Annotated in this window: 14 protein-coding genes and 1 pseudogene; all 15 read left to right on the top strand. The window is 37.3% G+C overall.

Annotated elements, in window-relative coordinates; genetic code table 11:
• Positions 1–158: 158 nt before the first annotated feature.
• Positions 159–1,019: a phosphoribosylaminoimidazolesuccinocarboxamide synthase gene (locus ACFQ02_RS01870; protein ID WP_380818563.1), complete on the top strand. Its 861-nt coding sequence runs from the start codon at positions 159–161 to the stop codon at positions 1,017–1,019.
• A 105-nt stretch (positions 1,020–1,124) separates the two neighbouring features.
• A complete protein-coding gene (gene argG, locus ACFQ02_RS01865) occupies positions 1,125–2,459 on the top strand; it encodes an argininosuccinate synthase (RefSeq protein ID WP_380818561.1) in 1,335 nt (444 codons plus the stop codon).
• Between the two features lie 147 nt (positions 2,460–2,606).
• Positions 2,607–3,476, top strand: a pseudogene (locus ACFQ02_RS01860) (VirK/YbjX family protein); the annotation flags it as partial.
• Positions 3,477–3,488: 12 nt separating this feature from the next.
• Positions 3,489–4,163, top strand: coding sequence for a (d)CMP kinase (gene cmk, locus ACFQ02_RS01855; protein WP_380818916.1), 675 nt, complete (start codon positions 3,489–3,491; stop codon positions 4,161–4,163).
• Positions 4,164–4,292: 129 nt separating this feature from the next.
• Positions 4,293–5,939 carry a 30S ribosomal protein S1 gene (rpsA, locus tag ACFQ02_RS01850; RefSeq protein WP_380818559.1) on the top strand — a complete coding sequence of 549 codons (1,647 nt, stop codon included), beginning with the start codon at positions 4,293–4,295 and terminating at the stop codon, positions 5,937–5,939.
• Between the two features lie 73 nt (positions 5,940–6,012).
• Positions 6,013–6,297: an integration host factor subunit beta gene (locus ACFQ02_RS01845; protein WP_380818557.1), complete on the top strand. Its 285-nt coding sequence runs from the start codon at positions 6,013–6,015 to the stop codon at positions 6,295–6,297.
• 94 nt (positions 6,298–6,391) lie between these two features.
• Positions 6,392–6,685, top strand: a complete 294-nt coding sequence (locus tag ACFQ02_RS01840) for a LapA family protein (RefSeq protein ID WP_380818555.1) — start codon at positions 6,392–6,394, stop codon at positions 6,683–6,685.
• Positions 6,685–7,866, top strand: coding sequence for a lipopolysaccharide assembly protein LapB (gene lapB, locus ACFQ02_RS01835; protein ID WP_380818553.1), 1,182 nt, complete (start codon positions 6,685–6,687; stop codon positions 7,864–7,866). Before ACFQ02_RS01840 ends, lapB begins: the two co-directional genes overlap by 1 nt.
• A gap of 59 nt (positions 7,867–7,925) precedes the next feature.
• Positions 7,926–8,627 (top strand): orotidine-5'-phosphate decarboxylase, encoded by a 702-nt coding sequence (gene pyrF, locus ACFQ02_RS01830; RefSeq protein ID WP_380818551.1) that lies wholly within the window; start codon positions 7,926–7,928, stop codon positions 8,625–8,627.
• Positions 8,624–8,944 (top strand): stress response translation initiation inhibitor YciH, encoded by a 321-nt coding sequence (yciH, locus tag ACFQ02_RS01825; protein WP_380818549.1) that lies wholly within the window; start codon positions 8,624–8,626, stop codon positions 8,942–8,944. The genes pyrF and yciH overlap by 4 nt, the downstream gene beginning before the upstream one ends.
• Before the next feature lie 157 nt (positions 8,945–9,101).
• Complete coding sequence (locus ACFQ02_RS01820) at positions 9,102–17,246, top strand: YadA-like family protein (protein WP_380818547.1); 8,145 nt, start codon at positions 9,102–9,104, stop codon at positions 17,244–17,246.
• A gap of 181 nt (positions 17,247–17,427) precedes the next feature.
• Complete coding sequence (gene ybgC / locus ACFQ02_RS01815) at positions 17,428–17,826, top strand: tol-pal system-associated acyl-CoA thioesterase (RefSeq protein WP_380818545.1); 399 nt, start codon at positions 17,428–17,430, stop codon at positions 17,824–17,826.
• A gap of 28 nt (positions 17,827–17,854) precedes the next feature.
• Complete coding sequence (tolQ, locus tag ACFQ02_RS01810) at positions 17,855–18,541, top strand: protein TolQ (protein WP_380818544.1); 687 nt, start codon at positions 17,855–17,857, stop codon at positions 18,539–18,541.
• 99 nt (positions 18,542–18,640) lie between these two features.
• Positions 18,641–19,066 (top strand): colicin uptake protein TolR, encoded by a 426-nt coding sequence (tolR, locus tag ACFQ02_RS01805; protein ID WP_380818542.1) that lies wholly within the window; start codon positions 18,641–18,643, stop codon positions 19,064–19,066.
• 11 nt (positions 19,067–19,077) lie between these two features.
• The gene (gene tolA, locus ACFQ02_RS01800) at positions 19,078–20,214 is read left to right on the top strand and encodes a cell envelope integrity protein TolA (RefSeq protein WP_380818541.1); all 1,137 of its coding nucleotides are present in this window, start codon (positions 19,078–19,080) and stop codon (positions 20,212–20,214) included.
• Positions 20,215–20,216 lie beyond the last annotated feature (2 nt).

Raw genomic sequence — 20,216 nt, 5'->3', positions numbered from 1 at the left:
TTAATAATCTTTTATTGTGCCTTAAAATAGCTATTTTCTCAATCACTTTACGGAAGAAGAAAAAATCTTTAAAAATAGCAAACGTTTGCGTGATTTTTTACTAAAAAGTGCGGTACAATATCTCATTACTTTTTTATTTAATAGTGCAAGGTGTAAAAATGACGCAACTCAGTTTAAACAAAATTTACTCAGGTAAAGTACGAGATCTTTATGAAATTGATGACAAACGTATGTTAATGGTTGCCACAGATCGACTTTCTGCTTTTGATGTAATTTTAGATGATCCTATTCCAAGTAAGGGAGAAATTTTGACTCAAATTTCAAATTTTTGGTTCAAAAAATTAGCTCATATTATGCCAAATCATTTCACAGGTGACAGTGTTTTTGATGTCTTATCGCAACAACAAGCAGAAATGATCAAAAATCGTGCCGTAGTGTGCAAACGATTAAAGCCAATTAAAATTGAAGCTATCGTACGTGGCTATTTGACAGGAAGTGGATTAAAAGATTATAACAAAACAGGCTCAATTTGTGGCTTGGCTTTACCAACAGGATTAGTAGAAGCGAGTAAATTGCCCGAACCTATTTTCACACCATCGGTGAAAGCAGAGGTGGGCGATCATGATGTCAACATTAGCTATGCAGAATGTGAAAAACAGATAGGTAAACAACTCGCTGCGGAAATTAGAGAAAAATCCACCGCACTTTATCAAGCCGCCGCAGAATATGCGTTAACCAAAGGTATCATTATTTGCGATACTAAATTTGAATTTGGCTTAGATGAAAATGGCACGCTCACCTTAATGGACGAATTACTTACGCCCGATTCAAGTCGTTTTTGGTCAGTAAAAACTTACCGAGAGGGGACAAATCCACCATCATTTGATAAACAATTTATTCGTGATTGGTTAGAAAATAGTGGTTGGAATAAAGAACCGCCAGCACCTGCCGTGCCAAAAGAAATTATTGAAAAAACTGTAGCAAAATACCAAGAAGCGTTAGATTTATTAACTAAATAGGAATTTCAATAAAAGTGCGGTAGATTTTACGCTAATTTTAGTTGATAATGAGCCGTTTTATCTGTGCATTTTTAAACAATAACAAATTAAATTAGAAGGTCATTTATGTCGAACACAATTTTGCAACAACTTCCTGTAGGCGAAAAAGTTGGAATTGCTTTTTCTGGTGGATTAGATACAAGTGCCGCATTGCTTTGGATGCGTCAAAAGGGGGCAGTGCCTTACGCTTATACCGCAAATTTAGGGCAACCTGATGAAGAAGATTACAACGCTATTCCACGTAAAGCAATGGAATACGGTGCAGAAAAAGCACGTTTAATTGATTGCCGCAATCAATTAGCTCATGAAGGTATTGCGGCTATTCAATGTGGAGCATTTCATATTTCTACAGGTGGGGTAACCTATTTTAACACTACGCCATTAGGTCGTGCGGTAACTGGAACAATGTTAGTTTCAGCAATGAAAGAAGATGACGTTAATATTTGGGGTGATGGTAGTACTTTTAAAGGCAATGATATTGAACGTTTTTACCGCTATGGATTATTAACTAATCCAAGTTTGCGTATTTATAAACCTTGGCTCGATAATCGTTTTATTGACGAACTTGGCGGTCGTCAAGAAATGTCCGAATTTCTCATTGCCAATGGCTTTGATTATAAAATGTCAGTAGAAAAAGCCTATTCTACAGATTCCAACATGCTTGGTGCGACACATGAAGCTAAAGATCTCGAATTTTTAAACAGCGGAATTCGCATTGTTAAACCAATAATGGGCGTTGCATTTTGGAAAGAAGATGTGGCGATTAAAGCGGAAGAAATAACAGTAAGATTTGAAGAAGGTGTTCCTGTTGCATTAAATGGAAAAACCTTTGCAAGTGCGGTAGATTTATTCTTAGAAGCTAATAAAATTGGTGGTCGTCACGGTTTAGGCATGTCAGATCAAATTGAAAACCGTATCATTGAAGCAAAAAGTCGTGGTATTTATGAAGCACCAGGCATGGCATTATTACATATCGCTTATGAACGCTTAATCACAGCGATTCACAATGAAGATACAATTGAACAATATCGTATTAACGGCTTACGTTTAGGACGTTTATTATATCAAGGTCGCTGGTTTGATCCACAAGCCTTAATGTTGCGTGAAACAGCACAACGTTGGGTTGCAAAAGCAGTGACAGGTGAAGTTACTTTAGAATTGCGTCGTGGAAACGATTATTCGATTTTAAATACTGTTTCACCGAATATGACTTATCACCCTGAGCGTTTGAGTATGGAAAAAGTAGAAAATGCTCCTTTTGATCCTGCAGATCGAATTGGGCAACTTACTATGCGTAATCTTGATATTATTGATACTCGTGACAAATTGGGTATTTATACTCATTCAGGTTTACTTACAGTTGGTAATGAAACCATGTTACCGCAACTTAGCAAAAAATAACTTGCACAAAATCTACTAAAAATGACCGCACTTTAACAAAATAAAGTGCGGTTTTGCATTCACCTTACCAATAATTAATAGTTAATACTTTAGTAAATAACAGGTATAATAACGCCATTATTTTGTAGTTTATATTTAACAAATCTCATGTTTGACTTATATTCTTTGACAACTTTTAACAGCATGTATCCTCATGAAAAAAGGGCATTAAAGCGATTGCGAGAATATTTACGCTACCAAGCACGGCGAATGTTACATGCTAAACAGTTAAAGCAACTAGGCGGTTTTTTGGCTGAACATCAACTTTGGCAGAAAGTGTTTATTCGCCACCCTTATCGTTTTAATGGATTGCTTACCAAGTTTTGTGATCGAAGTTTTCATGCTCAGCAACGATTAGAAACGATAATTACTTCTTTTACAGTAGCAGAACGTCATCTTCCACAAACTAAAATTAAAAAACTGGTTGAACAAGAAAAATTATTGCTAGCAACATTAACAGAAGAGTTAAATTTATATTTAAATATAAATCAAGTTGATCCGCTTGAAGGGTTTTTCTCACTGAATATTGTAGATCAGCAAGGGCAGAGCATTTATCATGCTTCTTTCTGTTTTTTGTCACCAACAGCGTTATTGATCGCCTCTATTCAAGGTCCAAATCACGATCAAGCTCAACAAACGGTTCGTAATGCAACGAAAAGCTTACATGGTGTACGTCCAATGTTTATGTTATTGAATGCGTTCAAGTTGTTAAGCCAAATATTAAATTGTGAACTGTACGGCATACCGCATAAAAAACAAGCAAAGTATCGCTGGAATGATAATTCAAGATTATTGTTCAATTACGATGAATTTTGGCAAGAGAATCAAGCAAATTTAGCTAACAACGGTTACTGGTTAATACCTACCGAAATTGAACAAAAACCGTTAGAGCAAATACAAAGCAAAAAACGCTCGATGTATCGTAAACGTTACGAAATGTATCAACAACTAGCAGAACAAATAACCGCTTTTTTAGCAAAAGGTGAACACATGAAAAACGTCATTATTACTGTTGATGGACCAAGTGGAACAGGGAAAGGAACACTTTGCTATGCGTTAGCACAAAAACTGGGCTTTGCTTTATTAGATAGTGGTGCAATTTATCGTGTCACCGCTTTAGCAGCACTAAAACAACAGATTGCACTTGATGACGAAAAAGCCCTTGCGGAATTGGCACAACACCTAAAACTAGTATTTTTACCACAAAATGGTGAAGTGGAAATTTTGTTAGATAGTGAAAATGTGAGTAATCAAATTCGCACTCAAGCTGTCGCAGAGGCTGCATCACAAGTGGCTGTTTTTCCGCAAGTTCGCACCGCACTTCTCGCATTACAACGGAGTTTTGCTAGCCAAAAAGGCTTAATTGCTGATGGACGAGATATGGGAACAGTAGTCTTTCCAAATGCACAAGTAAAATTATTTTTAGATGCAAGTGCAGAAGAAAGAGCAAAAAGACGCTTAAAACAGTTGCAAAATAAAGGAATTGATGGTAACTTTGCACAGATTTTAGCCGAGATAAAAGAACGCGATTTTCGTGATCGCAATCGAACTCTTGCTCCATTGAAGCCCGCAGAAGATGCTTTATTGTTAGATAGTACAACAATGAGCATTGACGAAGTGATAACTCAAGCCTTGAGTTATATCAAAGGGAAGTTAAACAATTAAGATTAACTAAGAGCGGTGCATTTTTGCTAAATTTTTCCGTTTATTCAAGGAAGAATGAACATTTATTATCAGCCCCACTTTTGCTGGAATGAAAGTGGTCGTTATTAACTTAAATTTAGAAGATTAATTATGTCAGAATCTTTTGCTCAACTTTTTGAAGAATCATTAAAAGACCTTGAAACTCGTTTAGGTTCAATTGTTAACGGTACAGTAGTAGCTATTGAAAAAGGCTATGTGTATGTTGATGCTGGTTTAAAATCTGAATCTCGTATTCCTGCGGAAGAATTTCAAAACGCTCAAGGCGAATTAGAAGTTCAAGTAGGCGATCTAGTAAACGTAGTATTAGATGCGGTGGAAGATGGTTTCGGTGAAACTAAACTTTCACGTGAAAAAGCAGTTCGTCACGAGTCTTGGATTGAATTAGAAAAAGCATACGAAGAACAGGCAACTGTTATCGGTTTAATCAACGGTAAAGTGAAAGGTGGTTTCACAGTTGAGTTAAACGGTGTACGTGCATTCTTACCAGGTTCATTAGTGGATACTCGTCCAGTAAGAGACACTCTACACCTTGAAGGTAAAGAATTAGAATTTAAAGTCATCAAACTTGATCAAAAACGCAACAACGTAGTAGTTTCTCGTCGTGCGGTGATTGAATCTGAAAATAGTCAAGACCGTGAAGAAATCCTAGCTAACCTAGTAGAAGGTTCAGAAGTTAAAGGTACAGTTAAAAACTTAACTGAATACGGTGCGTTTGTTGATTTAGGTGGTGTTGATGGTTTATTACACATCACAGATATGGCTTGGAAACGTGTTAAACATCCAAGTGAAATCGTTAATGTCGGTGATGAAATCACAGTTAAAGTATTAAAATTCGACAGAGATCGTTCTCGTGTATCTTTAGGCTTAAAACAATTAGGTCAAGATCCTTGGGTGGCGATTGCTGAAAATCATCCAGTGAACAGCAAATTAACAGGTAAAGTAACTAACTTAACTGATTACGGCTGTTTTGTTGAAATTTTAGAAGGTGTTGAAGGTTTAGTTCACGTTTCAGAAATGGATTGGACAAACAAAAATATTCACCCATCTAAAGTAGTTAACTTAGGTGATGAAGTTGAAGTAATGGTATTAGAAATTGATGAAGAACGTCGTCGTATTTCATTAGGCTTGAAACAATGCAAACCAAATCCATGGTTACAATTTGCAGAAACTCACAACAAAGGTGACAAAGTTTCAGGTAAAATCAAATCTATTACAGACTTCGGTATTTTCATCGGTCTTGAAGGTGGAATTGACGGTTTAGTTCACTTATCTGATATTTCTTGGAATTTACCAGGTGAAGAAGCTGTTCGTCAATACAAAAAAGGCGACGAAGTATCAGCAATCGTGTTACAAGTGGATTCTGCTAAAGAGCGTATTTCTTTAGGTATCAAACAACTTGAAGAAGATCCGTTTAATAACTTTGTTGCAGTAAACAAAAGAGGTGCAGTAATTTCTGCTAAAGTTGTTGAAGCTGACAACAAAGGTGCGAAAGTTGAATTAGAAGGTGGCGTGGAAGGTTATATCCGTGCAGCTGATTTGACTAGCGAAGTTGCAGCAGGCGATGTAGTTGAAGCGAAATACACAGGTGTAGATCGTAAAGCTCGTCTTGTTCATTTGTCTGTTAAAGCGAAAGATCAAGCAGAAGAAGCAGCAGCGGTAGCAAGCTTGAATAAGCAAGAAGAAGTTGCTATTCCTAATGCAATGGCTGAAGCGTTCAAAGCAGCTAAAGGTGAATAATTAAAAAATTCCCTGTAAAGTCGGCGTAGCGTCAAGTCTAGCTACGCTGACATTGACAAGTTAGGAGAATATTATGAATAAGTCAGAACTTATTGAAAACTTAGCACGAAAAAGTAAATCTCTTTCAGCAAGAGAAGTAGAAGTTTTAGTGAAAGAAATTTTAGAACAAATGTCGCTAGCGTTAGAACGTGGCAGACGCATTGAAATTCGAGGATTCGGTAGTTTCACGCTTCATTTTCGTCAACCGAGAATAGGACGCAATCCAAAAACAGGCGAACAAGTGAAATTATCCGCAAAAGCGGTACCGCACTTTAAAGCAGGAAAATTATTGAGAGAACGCGTGAATATTCATGCTTAATATTTGACTAACTGAAAAAACGGCACTTTAGTGTCGTTTTTTATATTTATTTTTGGCATAATGAGAACAATAAAGCCTATTTAGGAGAGTAATCATGATTAAATATATTCTTGCTTTTGTTATTTTACTTGCTGTTATTTTGATTGCCATCACCGTTGGGGCTAATAATGATCAAGTTATCACTTTCAATTATATTATCGCACAAAATCAAGTTCAGCTTTCAACTCTGGTCGCTGTTTTATTTGGTTTAGGTCTAATTTTAGGCTGGTTAATTACAGGATTTTTCTATTTAAAATTAAAATTGAAAAATCTTGCCCTTTCTCGTAAAGTTAAACGTCAAACTGTACTAATTAATGAGTTAAGTGCAGCTAAGAATAAGGCTGTATAATGCTTGAATTACTCTTCCTGCTTTTGCCCATTGCCGCCGCATATGGTTGGTATATGGGACATCGTAGTGCTAAAAAAGATCAGGAAGATATAAGCAACAAATTATCTCGAGATTACGTCACGGGGGTTAATTTGTTGTTATCTAATGAACCACAAAAAGCGGTGGATTTGTTTTTGAATATTTTACAAAAACAAGAAACCGAAAATGATCTTGAACGCACATCGCAATTTGAAGCAGAACTCACCCTTGGCAATCTTTTTCGATCTCGTGGTGAAGTTGATCGAGCGTTACGCATTCACCAAACAATTGATCGCAGTCCGCATTATAGTTTTGAACAAAAATTATTAGTGAAACAACAGCTAGCAAAAGATTTTATGGCTGTCGGCTTTTATGATCGAGCAGAAGCTCTTTATATTGTGTTAATTGATGAACCCGAATTTGCTAAAAATGCCTTACAACAACTTGCCGTCATTTATCAAAAAACAAAAGAATGGAAAAAAGCCATTAATGTTGCAGAAAAATTAGCAAAAATAGCACCAGATACTGATCCATGCCCCCTTGCTCATTATTATTGTGAATATGCCTTAACTCTACCGCCACAACAAGAAAATAAGTCTATTGAATTACTCACTATCGCATTAAAGATTTATTCTAACTGTGTCAGAGCATCTATCTTATTAGCGCAAGCTTATATGTTGCGATTGGATTATCAAAGTGCGGTCAAAAATTTAGAAAATGTATTAGCACAAAATGCAGATTACGTAGGCGAAGTGCTAGCTATGCTAAAATATGCTTATGATGAATTAAACCAACTTGAAAATTTTGAATTATTTTTAATTCGGGCTACTCAAATGACTAAAAATAGTGCGGTAGATTTAGCCTTGGCAGATTTAGTGGCAGAAAAATATGGCATTGTAGCAGCACAAACTAAGTTATACCACCAGCTTAAACAGAATCCGAGTACAGTTGTTTTTTACCGTTTTATTCAGTATCAAATTGATAATGCTGGCGAAGGAAAAGAAAAAGAGAGCCTTATTTTATTGCATAACATTGTTGGAGCAAAAATTAAACAAGGCTTTGATTATCGTTGCACAAATTGCGGTTATCAAACGCACAAATTAACTTGGTATTGCCCATCTTGTCGCAGTTGGGAAACGATCATACCAATGAAAGATAATTAAACAATAGCCGAACAATAATTAAACAAAACAAGTCCTAAACAGCCAAAAAAGGAAAAAATATGAATAATAAAATCATCGTTGCATTGGATTACGAAAAAGAAGCACAGGCTTTAGCATTAGTTGATCAAATTGATCCAAGCTTATGTTGCCTAAAAGTGGGTAAAGAAATGTTTACCACCTTAGGAACGGAATTTATTAAATGCCTACACCAACGGCAATTTGATGTTTTTTTAGATTTAAAATTTCACGACATTCCAAACACTGTTGCAAGAGCGGTGCGTTCTGCAGCAGATTTAGGCGTATGGATGGTGGATTTACACGCCAGCGGTGGGCTAGCAATGATGGAACAAGCCAAACAAATTTTACAGCCTTATGGTAAAGATGCACCTTTATTAATCGGTGTTACCGTGCTAACTAGTATGGAAGATTTAGACTTATTGCAAATTGGCATTAACGCTTCACCAATGGAACAAGTGATCCGTCTTGCACATTTAACCCAACGTGCAGGGCTTGACGGCGTAGTTTGTTCACCGCAAGAAGTGGAAATTTTACGTAACCATTGCGGTAAAGATTTCAAACTTGTCACGCCAGGTATTCGTCCTGTTGGTTCTGATTTAGGCGATCAACGCCGTGTGATGACCCCACCAGCAGCCATTCAAGCGGGAGCGGATTATTTGGTTATTGGTCGCCCAATTACTCAAGCCGATAATCCAGCACAAGTTTTACGAGCTATTAACCAATCAATTGCTGAATTAAAATGAGCGAATCTGAATTAGTTTATTCAACAGAAGTGGGGCGAATAAAAACAGTGCCTACACCGCCAGAAAAAGCCAAAGGCGATGGCATTGTTCGCATTCAACGGCAAGTAAGTGGTCGTAAAGGAAGTGCGGTCTGTGTTATTTCAGGATTAGATTTAACTGAAAGCGAATTAAAATCTCTCGCAACGGAATTAAAAAAACGCTGTGCTTGTGGCGGTGCTATAAAAAATCACTGTATTGAAATACAAGGTGATAAACGTCCGTTAATTAAACAGTTACTTGAGCAAAAAGGATTTCAAGTTAAATTTATTGGTGGCTAAATTTTTTTATTTCATACCGCACTTTTTACCATATTATGTAAAATAAACAGTATATTTTCATATATACAATCCATATATTAATATGATATTATGACAAATTTACACTATAAAGTGTTATCACTGTTAATGATTGTTAATATATTAAAAAGGAATCAGGATGAACCATATTTTCAAAACTAAATTTAACATCACTACTGGCGTTACCAAGGTGGTCTCGGAGATCGCAAGTAATCGCCGTGTATTGTCATCTAAAAAATCGAACAGGTCAGGATTAACCTGCAATGTGTTACCCCCCCTCTCCTTTAAACCCGCATTAATTGCACTTTCAATACTGTCTTATTTTTTTGCTCCACATGTTGCTTATGCCGCGCCAATACACGTTGATGGAGGTTCTATTGCAAGTGATTGGGGTCATAATAAAAAATGTGATTATTATGGTTGGTTTTCAAATAATCGTGATAACTCATATTGCCAATTTATTGCTTTAAATCCAAGTGGTACCCAAGGAGTTGTTAATTTCTCCGTTATGGGGGTAAAAGCGGTAGCCATTGGTAATGATGCTAAAGCAAGGGGCTCGCAATCTGTTACTGTGGGTAACAACTCTGCAGCACATAACCAATCTGTTGCCATTGGGGCGGATGTTTTCGCTAGGGGAAAATCTTCTGTTGCTATCGGGAATGATGATATTGATGATAGTAATTTTTATGATAAATTACCAGAAAGTACGATAAATACCATTTACCGTGAGCTTTGGAATAATGGTAGCGGACAATATTTTATTGATGAAAGATCCTTTAAAAATAAATATAATATTACAAATGGTCAAGACAATCGTCAATTCTCCCCAACCTATGCAGGGGGCTTAGGATCAATTGCGATTGGTTCACGCACCGTGGCTAGTGGTAAACTTTCCACCTCCCTTGGGGCGTTATCTTTTGCTTTAGCTGATTATTCCACCACATTAGGTATGCGTGCATTCGTTTCTAGAGATGCCCAGGGCGGTACGGCAATTGGGCGTGAAAGCCGTGTATTTGCTGAAGGCTCGCTAGCAATAGGTAATTTTAACGAATCCACTAATAAAGGCGCAATGTCTTACGGTTCCAATGCGAAAGCAGTAGGTGAAAACACTATTGCAATTGGTTCAATGGTAGCTGCTGGGGCGAAGTTTAATGCAGATAAAGGTAACAAATGGCTTGAGTTGTATAAAAACTTTAATAAAAATGAAACTGTGCTAGATGACGCCAGTGAATTTGATACTAAAGCCAGCGAAATTCTAAAAAATGGTACTACAACTGAATCGATGCCTTTAGACACAGAAAGTGAGATATTATTAACCATTGGTAGAAAGGAAATTAAAAAGACCCAAAAACATGGTGAAACTGGAGATGGAAAAAATGCCATAGTTATTGGTGGACGTTCTTTCGCTTTATGGCAAAACAGCTTGGCGTTAGGTTATTCTGCCTTAGCTGATGCCTCAAATGCGTTTGCTATTGGTTCTTATGCCTATGCTGGAAATCGAGCGGATAACGCTATGGCAATTGGGGTGCGTTCTTACGCTGAAGGGAAAAATAGTATCGCTCTTGGTTATCGTGCAAGAGTACAAGATGAAAGTCAAAACTCTACATTTTTAAACAGTATTTCTAATGGCAAGAATAAAGATCATTATAAAGGAAATAACTCTCTCGCTTTAGGGATTGAATCACTCGCCTATTTAAATAACTCCGTTGCTTTAGGTCATCAATCAGAAACTGATTACTTATATAGCGATTTATTAGCAAAACCTTACACACCAAAAGGCTCAATTATTATCCCAACGAGCGGACAAACGGGCGTAATTTCTGTGGGGAGTAAAGGTCGTGAACGCCGTATCGTTAACGTGGCATCAGGTTATTTAGATACTGATGTGGCTAACGTAGGGCAATTAAAATCCCTTGAAGAACGTGTAAATTTACTTTCTTTCAATGGTGGTGCTAGCCATACTCCTTATTTTGGTGTGGATCAAACTTCACAACATAGCGAAGCAAAACGCATTACCGACGGACAAAAAGCGACACAAAATTATGAACGCTATGTCAATATTGCAGGGCAATATGCTAACTTGCTAAACCGCAAAGCGAACGGTAAAGAAACTTTTAATGAAGAATCGTTAAAAGGAATCGAAAAAGAAGTAACCGAATTAGGTAAAAATAATAATATCGCAACCACTGCATCTGAAATCACAAAAGTGATTGAGGAGCTTAAAAAACTAGAAGCTGGTGCACTTTCACGTGCTTCTGATGCAGAATTAAAAGCGAAGCTCGATGAATGGACGAAGAAAATTAATGACGCTGTTAAAGCAGACAATACCGATGACAAAAAAGCGAGACTTACGCAATTAACAAAAACAGAAATTGAAGAATCTAACTTCAACGGCAACCGTGCTGAGGGTAAAGATTCTATCGCCATTGGCTTTAAAGCACACACTGAAACCGCAGCAGAACACGCTATTGCTATGGGCTACAACGCCGAAGCCAAAGTCGCAGGTGCGGTTGCTATTGGCGACACAGCTTTAGTTGAAACAAACGCAGGCGATTCAGTGGCGTTGGGTAAAAACTCAAAAGCGAGTGCAAAAATGACCGCACTTGATGGTGCTGAAATCAGTACTGATTCAAGCAGTGTTAAATTTAGCTGGAAAGGGGCTGGAACTTCAGAGAACATTAATGCAGATAAGAAAAAAGCAGTAGTGAGCGTTGGTGACACAGGCAAAGAACGCTTAATTACTAATGTAGCTGCGGGTAAATTAGACGCCACTTCTACTGACGCTATCAACGGCGGACAACTTTACGGTGTGGCAAGTGTATTTGCGACATTGGCTACTGATGTACTTGGCGTTGATAAAGCTGATAATGGAAAAGAGGGTTTCAAAAAAGGAAGTTTTGATAAATTGAAAGATGTCAATGGTAAAGATACAAGTGTTGCAAAACCTACATCTTTCAAAGATGCAATTGATAAAAACATCGAAACCATCAACAAAGGACTAAAATTTGCAGACAATAAAGGCGGAGAATTTACTCGCCAACTTGGAGCAAAAGTAACCATTAAAGGTGACGGCACGGATCTGACTTCGGCGGCTAATGGTGATTCAATTACTTTTACATTAAATAAAGTAAAAACTCTAAATGATTCAACAAATGGAGCTGAGGGAGATAAAGTCGTTACCGCTAATGCAGTGAAAACTTATCTTAACTCTAAAATTAATGGTATTAGTACTACGTTAGAATTAGAAGCAGATAATTCTAAAAATGGTACTGGTCCTCACGGCACCGTAGCACTAAAAACGCAAAAACTGAAAATAGCGGGTACTGCGAATGAAGTAACTACTTCGGTTCAAAGTAATGGACAAACTATTACTATTGGTTTAGATAAGAAAATCAAAGATGACATTAAGGATTCTAGCGATAAGATCAAAGAGATCAAAACAGAAGTCACTAATCTGAAAAGTAACCAAACTTTAAAATATAAAGCAAATGGTACGAATGGACAAACTGTAAAATTAGCTGAAGGTCTTGATTTTAAAAATGATACTAATATCACTGTTGAAGTGGGTGCGAGCGGAGCTGTTACTCATAAACTTAACTCAACTCTAAAAGGCATCACTTCTATTGCAAAAGACACCAACGGCAACGGTACGAAAATCACTTTAGAAGATGACAAAATCACCGTAAACAAAAAAATTACGGGTGTTGAAGATGGCAGTATCACAGCGGGTTCTAAAGATGTAGTCAATGGTGGACAATTGCACACAGAGCTTGAGAAAAAAGCCAATAAACAATTGGATAACATCGATCAAGCAGGCAAAGATGTGATTTCAAAATTAGCAGCTGATGCAGTTAAAGCGGAAAAAGATCAAAAGGCTTCATCTGCACTTTCAGTTAAAGCTGAGAAAGCTGATAACGGTAAATCAACAACTATTAAAGTAGGTTTAAATGAAAGCACCCTGATTACGAATTTAAGTACAGGTGCAAGTATCGACAAGCCTAATGACGGCACACCAAAACTAGTTACCGATAAACAAGTAAACACTTATGTTAGTTCTGTATTAGGCGGTAAAAAACTGACTTTTGCTGATAAAAATGGTGGTACACACGAAAGCAAATTAGACAGCACCTTTAAACTTATTGGTAATGAGGATATTACTGTAACAGTTGGTAATGGTGATGCTAAAGATGAGGGTAAAGCAACATTTACCTTAAATAAAGCAACAACTATTCCAAATACAGACAATCACGCTGATAAAGACAAAGTAGCAACAGCAGGTGCGGTGAAAACTTATGTCGATAACGCATTGAAAACCTCAAAAGACAATGCCGATAAAACTGCGGTCAAATATGACGATGAAAATAAAACATCGCTCACTTTAGGCGGAGCAGGTTCAGGGAAGCCTCCTGTAGAAATTAAAAATCTCAAATCAGGTCTTGGTCTTGATGACAATGGCACAGCAAATCTTGATGCCAATACTGCTAAAGCTAAAGTGGATAGCTTGCTTAAAAATACTGACAAAGACGCATTGCATAAAGCAGTAAATGCTGGTGATCTAAAAGCGATTGCATTATCAGGCTTAGATTTTGCAGGTAATTCAGGCGAAGTTCACCGAAATCTTGGTGAAAAACTGAATATTAAAGGTGCTGGAATAATAGCTCAAGATTTTAAAGGAGCTGATGGAAATATTAATGTAAAAGCTGAAAACGATACATTAACTGTAGAACTTGCTAACAAACTAAAAAATCTTGAATCTGCTGAATTTATTTCAGACTCTGTGAGAGGCGGAAATGTCAAACAAAAAGTGAAAACTACTATTGACGGCACAGGCACTGCGATCAAAGAGATTGAAGATAGTGGAGTTAACAAACGTAATGGAAAAACTGCTGAGTACAAGCTGGATAAAGTCCTGCTTAAAGATGGAGATAAATTAGTTGCTATGGATACCGAGCATGGCACAACAGTAAAATACGGAAATGAACAGGTTACCACAACTGCGGATGGCATCTCTATTAGAAATGGAGAAAACGAAGATAAAGAAGTGCTTTCCATTAAAAATAAAAACGGCAAAGGCGAAATAAATTTTGCTAAAGGTGCTGATGGTAAAATCACTGGCTTAGCAGATCTTACAGATACTTCTGATGATTCAAGTGCAACTAACAAAAAATATGTTGACAATGCACTGAAAACATTAAAAGACAATGCGGATAAAACTGCGGTTAAGTATGATGATGACACTAAATCATCTATTACGTTAGGCGGAAAAGATTCAGGCAAAGCTCCTGTTGCGATCACAAATCTGAAATCAGGTCTTGGTATCGATGATATTCAAGGTCAACCAGATTCCGCTAAACAAGGAAAAATGGTTGAGTTAGTGAAAGATTTAGTTGCTGGAAAATTTGACACTAACACTCACAAAGCCGTTAATGTAGGGGATCTAAAAGCTATCGCATTATCAGGCTTGAACTTTGTAGGCAATGACGGAAAAGATGTTCACAAAAATCTAGGTGAAAAATTAGAGATTGTGGGTCGTGGCGTGAAAGATATTAACAACTTTAAAGGTACAGACAATAATATCGCTGTAACCAATAAAGACAGTAAGTTAGAAATTTCACTCAACGAATCGCTAAAAGATATGGACTCTTTTGAAACTAAAGCAAAACAAGTCAGAAATGATCCAGAACTTTATGCAAAAAGTAAGTTAGATGGTGCAGGTTTACATCTCAAGCCTTATGCTGACGATACAGGATTATTACCATTGACAGATAAAGAAGCTGATTACGGTTTATTAAGTTTAAAACTAAGAGATGGTGATAAAACCAACACTCAAACTGCTGACGATATTACTCTGAAAAACGGTGATAGCGAAAATGTTTCTACTGCAATTGCAAATACGTTAGAGGCGAAAGATGGTAATGATCCAACAGTAACGCTTATTAATAAGCAAACTGCTGCTGGAAATACCATGAGTGATGATAAAGGCAATATTGCAGTCTATAGTCGAACAGGGGCAACTTTATCAAATAAAAAAGGTGATGATGCTACTTATAAGGCTGATAGAGTAACTTTATTAGATATTGATGGTAACACTGCAACATTGAATAGCAAAGGCTTAACCGTTGGTGATAGTGATTCAAAAAGTGGTGATAAAACTAATACCACTTATGCTAAAAATGGTTTAACGGTTCATGGTAAAGATGGTAAAGAAGCAGTAAGTTTAACTACCACTCATAAAGATGGTAAAGATACTGCGACACTTGCTTTTGCTAAAGATGGTGATAAAGCAACAGGTGTGATTACAGGATTGAAAGATCTTGATGATAAAGCCGATGGCTCAAGTGCAGCAAATAAAAACTATGTTGATAGTAAGCTTGAAAAAGCTTTAAGTGATGCTGCTGGCAACCGCCCATTTGATTATTATTTAGATGATGTCAAAGTTAGCAAAGACAAAGACGGTAAATTCTATAAAGAACAAGATGGTGAAAAAGTTGAGCTAAACGATGATGAAAAAGCAAAAGTTGTCATTAAAGCTGAGCCGACAGCCACTCCAATGGTAGTGAGCAATATTAAAGACGGTAAATTATCTACTGATTCGAAAGATGCAGTAAATGGTTCACAATTGGTGAAAGCTACAGGTGCAATGTTAGACAAAGACGACAATATGACCTTTGCTGATGGACGTGATGGCAAAGCAGCAAGCGATGCTGATGCAGCAGCTAATAAAGGTTTAACTGCACAAGATGGCTTAAATGGCAAAAATGCTAACGATAAAGCTAACGCATTACGCAATGGTGAAGCTGGAACTTTAGTTTATACTGATGAAGCAGGTAACCGTTTAGTGAAAGCCAATGACGGTAAATACTATAAAGCAACGGATATTGAAGCTAATGGTATGCCGAAAGCGAATAAAAGTGCGGTAGAAAATCCACAACTTTCTTTAGTGAATGCTGAGGGTAAAACCGATGTACCAACTGTGTTAGGCAATGCGGCAAGCGGATTAGGTGTTAGCACACCAACAGAAAATCAAAAAACGAAATTAGCAGAACTTGCTAAAGCGATTGATGACAAAGTGGGCGTTGTGGGCGAAAAAGCGAAAGCGCTTTCTGATAAAGCTCAAACTTTTACTGATTTAACGTTAGCGGTAAGCAGTTTAGAGCAAGCTATCGACGCAATGCCTGATGGTGAGGCGAAAGAAAAAGCTCAAGCAACGTTGCAAGCTAATAAAGAAAAATTAGCACAAGCTAAAACGGATTTAGAAACTGCGAGAAACGAGTTAAAAACAGCGAAAGCGGAGTTAACTAAAGCTAATAGTGATTATGACAACGGTTATAATGACGCAACTAAAGCAACAGATAAAGTCGCTGATTTAGTGAAAGCTGATAGCAGTGCTAAATTAAGCAATGTTGCGACAGTTGGTGATTTACAAGCAGTTGCTAAAGCGGGCTTGAACTTTACTGGTAATGACGATGTGAAAGTACATAAGAATATCGGTGAAAGTGTCTCGATCAAAGGCGAGGGCGAATTTAACAGCGAAGCAACAGCGAAAGGAAACATTAAAGTTGAAGCATCACAAGATGGACAAGGCTTAGAAGTGAAATTGTCTGATCGCTTGCAAAATATGACCTCTTTTGAAACTCGTGAAGTTGATGGCAAAAAAGCAGTATTAAATAGCTATGGCTTGCAAGCAACAAGTGCAGAAGCACAAACAAATATTAGTGCAATGGGTGTTGCGATTAAAGGCAAAGGTAATAATGCGGGTAAATCAGCAAATTACCAATTAGATGGCGTTAAATTGCAAGACAAAGACAATACCGCAACAATGTCAGCAAATAATATCACGTTGGCTGATAAAGCAGGTAAAGCGTCTTCAAGCTTAGATAAAAATGGTTTAACTGTTAAAGGCGAGGGCGGTGAAATCGCAATTAACGGTGCAAGAGGTGAAATTACGTTACCTGATGTGAAACCAGATGCAAGCGGAAGTGTTGCGGTGAATAAAAACTATGTAGATGCAAAAAATAATGAATTGCAAGAAAAATTGAATTCTTCTAGCAAAGAGTTACGTGCAGGTATCGCTGGAGCGTTAGCAGCAGCTGGATTGCCTAATTCTTCAATGCCAGGTAAATCAATGATTGCAGCATCGGCTAGTTCATATAAAGGTCATAGTGCGGTTGCTTTAGGTTATTCACGAGTGAGTGATAACGGAAAAGTGATCATTCGATTACAAGGAACAAGTAACTCAGCAGGCGACTATGGCGGTTCTGTTGGGGTTGGCTACCAATGGTAATCAAACTTGACTAAAACTCACCGCACTTGTTTAGTCAAAGTGCGGTGTGATGATTACAGCTAAGTTTAAAATTAAAATCCCTTTTTACAAAAAAGGGATTTTTTGCTTTAATATTCACTTGCTTATCTTTGTTCATCTCTCTACAATGGCGTTTTCCTACATTTAAAATATGAGTAATCAAATGAATATTTCTCAGCTTGCTGTGCGAGTTTATTATGAGGACACTGATGCGGGTGGCGTAGTTTATCATGCAAGATATTTGCATTTTTTTGAGCGAGCTAGAACAGAATATTTACGGCAGATGAATTTTTCTCAACAACAATTGTTAAATGAACATAATATCGCTTTTGTGGTCAAAACTATGCACATTGATTACAAAATTGCAGCGAGATTAGATGATTTGTTACTGGTTGAAACTGAAGTAACAGAAGTTCGAGGTGCTACAATTTTATTTGAACAAAAATTAAAACGAAACGAACAAATTTTATCTACTGCACAAGTGAAAATTGCTTGTGTGGACATGGTGAAAATGAAAGCAATGGCATTGCCTGATATGATTAAATCGGCATTTTTGAGCTAATCAGTGATTTTCAATTTCGGAGTTTATAATGACCACTGAATTAAATTTTTTAGGACTATTCCTTAAAGCGAGTATTGTTGTGCAAGTGATTATTTTGATTTTACTTGCTTTTTCTATTATTTCTTGGGCGATTATTATTCAGCGTAGCCGTATTTTAACTCGTGCGTTAAAGGAGTCTGTTGCTTTTGAAGATCGTTTTTGGTCGGGTGAAGATTTAAATAAATTATACGAGGGATTATCCAATCGCCGTGATGGATTATCAGGTAGCGAACAAATCTTTTTTGTTGGTTTTAAAGAATTTTCACGCTTAAAACAAGCTAATCCTGATGCCCCTGAGTCAATCATTCAAGGCAGTACAAGGGCAATGAATTTAGCGATGAATCGAGAAGTAGAAGATCTTGAAACGAGAGTGCCATTTTTAGCTACTGTTGCTTCAATTAGCCCTTATATTGGTTTGTTTGGGACAGTTTGGGGAATTATGCATGCGTTTATGGCATTGAGTGGAGTAAAACAAGCAACTTTACAAATGGTTGCACCAGGCATCGCAGAAGCGTTGATTGCTACCGCAATTGGTTTGTTTGCGGCAATTCCAGCGGTGATAGCATATAACCGTTTAAGCTTAAGAATCAATAAGTTAGAGCAAAATTATGGTAACTTTATTGATGAATTTACTTCAATTCTACATCGTCAAGTATTTGGGCGTAATCATTTATAATCATTTTATTGAAAATTTATCCAAAATTGCCCGCACTTTGCATTTTGCATAAAGTTATAAATTAAGTGCAGTCGGTTTAGCAAAATTTTAGGGGTAAAAATGTCTTATCGTCGTCGAGGTCGAAATATTAAATCGGAAATCAATATTGTTCCGTTTTTAGATGTGTTGTTGGTATTGTTGCTGATTTTTATGGCAACAGCACCGATTATTAGCCAAAGTGTGCAAGTAGAATTACCTGATGCTGTTGATAGTGAGTTAGTATCGAGTAATGAAAATAAACCGCCTGTTATTTTAGAAGTGTCAGGTATTGGGCAATATGCTTTATCTATTGCGGGTGAACGTGCTGAAAATCTTACCGAAGAAATGGTCAGTCAAATGACTAAACAGGAATTTGAAAAAGATAATAAAACTGTATTTCTAGTAGGGGGAGCAAAAGATGTCCCTTATGAAGAAATTATTAAGGCATTGAATTTATTACATTTAGCGGGCATTAAATCGGTAGGTTTAATGACTAATCCAATTTAAGTAGGTGTTTTGTGCGTAAAAATCAACAAAATAACGGCATAAGTGCAGTGATTATTTCTGTTGTTCTGCACCTGATCTTATTTGGCTTGTTGATATGGGGATCTTTTTATAGCCATGTAGAAATTATGGGCGGTGGAGAAGATTCTGGCGAGGCGATCGGGGCAGTAATGGTGGATACTGGTAAAGCTGCACAAGAGTGGGGTCGCTTGCAACAAAACAAAAAAGGTGAAATAGAAAAGCAGCGTTTATTGCAACAACAAAAGCTTGAGGAAGAAAAGCGACAGCAGCAGTTGGAAATTGAGCAACAACAGCTAGAAAAACAGCGTATTGAACGTGAAAAACAGCTTGCGGAGCAGAAAAAACAAGAGCAACAGAAAAAATTAGAAGAGCAAAAAAGGTTAGCTGCAATTGAAAAACAAAAAGCTGAAGAAGCTCAAGCTAAACAGGCAGCAGAAGCAGCAAAACTTAAAGCAGAGGCGGAGGCTCAACGCTTAGCAATGGCAGCTAAGCAAGCAGAACAAGAAAAAATTGCGAAAGCGAAAGCAGAAAAAGAACGGTTAGAAAAAGAGCGGTTAGAAAAACAAAAAATTGAACGTGAAAAAGCGGAAAAAGCCAAGGCTGAAAAAGAGAGGGCAGAACGAGAAAAAGCGGAGAAAGAAAAGTTAGCCAAATTAAAAGCAGAGAAAGAGGCTAAAGCCAAAGCCGAAAAAGAAGCTAGAGCTAAAGCAGAAGCTGAAAAACGTGCGGCTCAAGCCGCAGCACTTGATGATTTTCTCAATAGTGGTGATATTGGTGGTGGCAGTGCTGCGGTGGGTGGAAACGCTAATAAACGAGGCTCTCAAGGTAGTGGTGCAGCGATGGGGAATGGTGACGGCGGAAAAATTGGAGATCAGTACGCAGGCTTGATTAAAAAGGAAATTATGCGACGATTTTTGATTGAACCTAGCTTTTTAGGTAAAAAATGCGAAGTACGCATTCAATTAGAACGAGATGGCACAATTTCAAGTTATCGAAAAATCTCAGGAGATGGAGCTGTTTGTTCTGCTGCATTAAGTGCGGTCGCTCGTACGAAAAAAGTGCCAGCGGCTCCAACAGACGCCATTTATGAAAGAAATAAGAGTCCGATTATTGTTTTTGAACCGAAATAGTA

Source organism: Seminibacterium arietis (assembly GCF_042675725.1).
GTDB lineage: Bacteria > Pseudomonadota > Gammaproteobacteria > Enterobacterales > Pasteurellaceae > Seminibacterium > Seminibacterium arietis.
This window is presented reverse-complemented; position numbering and strand designations above follow the sequence as displayed.